The following is a 3,482-nucleotide window of genomic DNA, read 5'->3' as shown; positions in this document are numbered from 1 at the left end:
ACGATGTATTTGAGTTCGGTGAGCGTCATGAACGAGATGGTACCCCCCGCGCCGCCTGCGGCGTCACCCCCCTCTGGGGGCGATGCGTGTGGCCCGGCAGAGCCGGTTCCACCGCATCCTCGAACCAGACACGTTCGCCGGAAGGGTTGTTGTTCCAGGGCACCGCGGAACTGGCTTTGCCAGGCCGCCAGTGCCGCCCCCTGGGGGGTGACGCCGCAGGCGGCGCGGGGGAATCGCTCTCCGCGGCGCGGGGGGAGCAAAATACCGCCATGACGCTCACCGAACTCAAATACATCGTGGCCGTGGCGCGCGAGCGCCACTTTGGCAAGGCGGCCGAGGCCTGCTTCGTGTCGCAGCCCACGCTGTCGGTGGCGATCAAGAAACTGGAAGAGGAGCTCGAACTCAAGATCTTCGAGCGCAACGCCAGCGAGATCGCCGTCACGCCGCTGGGCGAAGAGATCGTGCGCCAGGCCCAGACCGTGCTGGAGCAGGCCGCAGCGATCAAGGAAATCGCCAAGCGTGGCAAGGATCCGCTGGCCGGCCCGCTGCGCCTGGGCGTGATCTACACCATCGGCCCCTACCTGCTGCCCAACCTGGTGCGCCAGGTGATCGAGCGCACGCCGCAGATGCCGCTGATGCTGCAGGAAAATTTCACCGTCAAGCTGCTGGAGCAGTTGCGTCTGGGCGAGATCGACTGCGCCGTCCTGGCCGAGCCGTTCCCCGACACCAACCTGGCCATCGCGCCGCTGTACGACGAGCCGTTCATGGCCGCCGTGCCGGCCAACCACCCGCTGGCGCAGCGCAAGGCCATCACCACCCAGGAGATCAAGAACGAGACCATGCTGCTGCTGGGCACGGGACACTGCTTCCGCGACCACGTGCTGGAGGTCTGCCCGGAGTTTGCGCGCTTCTCCAACGACACCGAGGGCATCCGCAAGAGCTTCGAGGGCTCGTCACTGGAGACCATCAAGCACATGGTGGCCGCCGGCATGGGCGTGACGCTGGTGCCACGCCTGTCGGTGCCGCGCTCGGCCATCGAGGGCACCTCCGACGCCGCCCGCGACCGCGACGACGAGGCCTTTGTACGTTACGTGCCGTTCGACGGCGACCCGCCGACGCGGCGCGTGGTGCTGGCCTGGCGCCGCAGTTTCACGCGCTACGAAGCCATCGCCGAACTGCGCAACGCGATCTACGCCTGCGAGCTGCCGGGCGTCAAACGCCTGTCCTGACACCGCCCCTGCGCCGCTTCGCGTTTGTCCCCAGGGGGACCACACCAGCCGCCCGGCCAAGCCGGTTAGGCGGCGTGCCTTGACGAAACATCTGCCGTGATTTCTCGCCTGCCTCTCTACTTCGACCTGATCCGCTGGAACCGGCCTGCCGGCTGGCTGCTGCTGCTGTGGCCCTCGCTGTCGGCGCTGTGGGTCGCCGCGCGAGGGTTCCCCGGCTGGCATCTGCTGGCCGTGTTCGTGGCCGGCACCGTCCTCATGCGCAGCGCCGGCTGCTGCGTCAACGACGTGGCCGACCGCGAGTTCGACAAACACGTCAAGCGCACCGCGCAGCGACCGGTGACCAGCGGCCGCGTGGGCGTGAAAGAGGCGCTGATCGTCGGCGCCGTGTTCGCCTTCCTGGCCTTCCTGCTGGTGCTGACCACCAACACCGCGACCATCGCCTGGTCGGTGCTGGGGCTGGTCCTGTCGCTGGTCTACCCCTACGCCAAGCGCCACGTCTCCATGCCGCAGGCGGTGCTGGGCGTGGCCTTCAGCTTCGGCATTCCCATGGCGTTTGCGGCGGTCACCGAAGCCGTGCCCTGGCAAGCCTGGGCGCTGATGGCGGGCAACCTGTTCTGGGTGCTGGCCTACGACACCGAGTACGCCATGGTCGACCGCGACGACGACCTGCGCATCGGCATGAAAACCTCGGCCATCACGCTGGGCGACGCCGACGTGCCGGCCATCACCGCGTTCTACCTGGTCTTCCTGGGCAGCTGGACCGCCGTGCTGTGGGGGCAGGTGAAGCCGGTCGTGTGGGGCGCCATGCTGCTGGTGGCGCTGGCCCAGGTGGCCTGGCATTGGCTGCTCATCAAGGACCGCACGCGCGACGGCTGCTTCAAGGCCTTCCGCTTGAACCACTGGCTGGGGTTCACGGTGTTTGCGGGCACCGTGGCCGGCATCGCCTGGCGCTGACTTATTTGCCGAATTCCTGACCGAGTTCGGCGGCGCGGGTCTGGGCTGCCACCAGGGCCTTCTCGAACAGCGCCTTCATGTCCGAGGCTTCCATCGACGTGATGGCCGCATAGGTCGTGCCGCACTTGGACGTGACGCGCTCACGCAGGACTTGCAGCGGGTCGCTGGAGCGCTGGGCCAGGGTGGCGGCGCCGATGAAGGTGCCGATGGCCAGCTGCTGCGCCACCTCGGGCGCCAGGCCCATGCGGGCGCCCGCGTCGCGCATGGCTTCGAGGAAATAGAACACGTAGGCCGGGCCCGAACCCGAGAGCGCGGTCACCGCGTCCAGATCGACCTCCACGTTGACCCACACCAGTTCGCCGGTGGTGCGCACCACGCGCTCCACCAGGGCCTTGTCTGCGTCCGTCACGGCGGCGCGCGCCATCAGGCCCGTCATGCCCAGTCCGACCAGCGCCGGCGTGTTGGGCATGGAGCGAACGACGCGCTCGCTGCCCAGCCAGGCGGCGATGCTGTCGCTGGAGATGCCGGCGGCCACGCTCAGGTGCAAGGCGCCGGTGACAAAGGCCCGGGTGGCCGCCGCTGCGTCTTTGAAGGTCTGCGGCTTCACCGCCCACACCACCAGGTCGGAGGGTTTCATCTTGGCGCCGGCGGCAGGCAGCACCGCCATGCCCGGGAATTGTTGCGCCAGCTTCGTGCGCTGCTCGTCCCAGGGCTCAACCACCTGCAGGCGGTCGGCGGGGTGACCCTGGCGCACCAGGCCGCCGATGATGGCGCTGGCCATGTTGCCGCCGCCGATGAAGGTGATGAGGGGGTGTGTAGTGGAAAGGCTCATGTCGGGTGCTCTGCGGGTTGCCCATGGCGTGTGTTCACGCCCTTGCGGTATCTTCGCAGAATGACCACCGCCGCTTCTGTGCTGCTCGCGCTGGACCAGGGCACCACCAGCTCGCGCGCCATCCTGTTCGACCGCCAGGGGCGCGTGCTGGGCATGGCTCAACGGGCATTCGCCCAGCACTTTCCGCAACCGGGCTGGGTGGAGCACGACGCCAGCGAGATCTGGACCTCCCAGCTGGCCGTGGCGCAGGAGGTGCTGCGCCAGCAGGGGCTGGCGGCCCACGACGTGGCGGCCATCGGCATCACCAACCAGCGCGAAACCACCGTGCTGTGGGACCGCGCCACCGGCCAGCCGCTGGCACCGGCCATCGTCTGGCAGGACCGCCGCACCGCCAAGGTCTGCGAGCGGCTGCGCGACGAGGGCCGCGAGAGCCGGGTCACCGAGATCACCGGCCTGCTGCTCGACCC

General features: G+C 68.7%; 4 protein-coding genes. 3 read left to right on the top strand and 1 reads right to left on the bottom strand.

The features are described 5' to 3' along the window. The first annotated feature begins 269 nt into the window (after positions 1-269). The gene (locus ACR2JA_RS04035; RefSeq protein WP_434007835.1) at positions 270-1,229 is read left to right on the top strand and encodes a LysR substrate-binding domain-containing protein; all 960 of its coding nucleotides are present in this window, start codon (positions 270-272) and stop codon (positions 1,227-1,229) included. 96 nt (positions 1,230-1,325) lie between these two features. Next, positions 1,326-2,183, top strand: coding sequence for a 4-hydroxybenzoate octaprenyltransferase (gene ubiA, locus ACR2JA_RS04030; RefSeq protein WP_434007834.1), 858 nt, complete (start codon positions 1,326-1,328; stop codon positions 2,181-2,183). A 1-nt stretch (position 2,184) separates the two neighbouring features. Here ubiA and proC read toward each other — a convergent pair whose 3' ends face one another. Beyond that, positions 2,185-3,015 carry a pyrroline-5-carboxylate reductase gene (proC, locus tag ACR2JA_RS04025; protein ID WP_434007833.1) on the bottom strand — a complete coding sequence of 277 codons (831 nt, stop codon included), beginning with the start codon at positions 3,013-3,015 and terminating at the stop codon, positions 2,185-2,187. Between the two features lie 60 nt (positions 3,016-3,075). On the opposite strand from proC, the gene ACR2JA_RS04020 reads away from it, so the two are divergent. Then, on the top strand, positions 3,076-3,482 hold a 407-nt coding region (locus ACR2JA_RS04020), incomplete at its 3' end, for an FGGY family carbohydrate kinase (RefSeq protein WP_434007832.1).

The sequence above is a fragment of the Hydrogenophaga sp. genome, from assembly GCF_051007235.1.
GTDB lineage: Bacteria > Pseudomonadota > Gammaproteobacteria > Burkholderiales > Burkholderiaceae_C > Hydrogenophaga.
The sequence above is the reverse complement of the archived record's forward strand: the minus strand, read 5'-3'. Positions and strand labels throughout refer to the sequence as shown.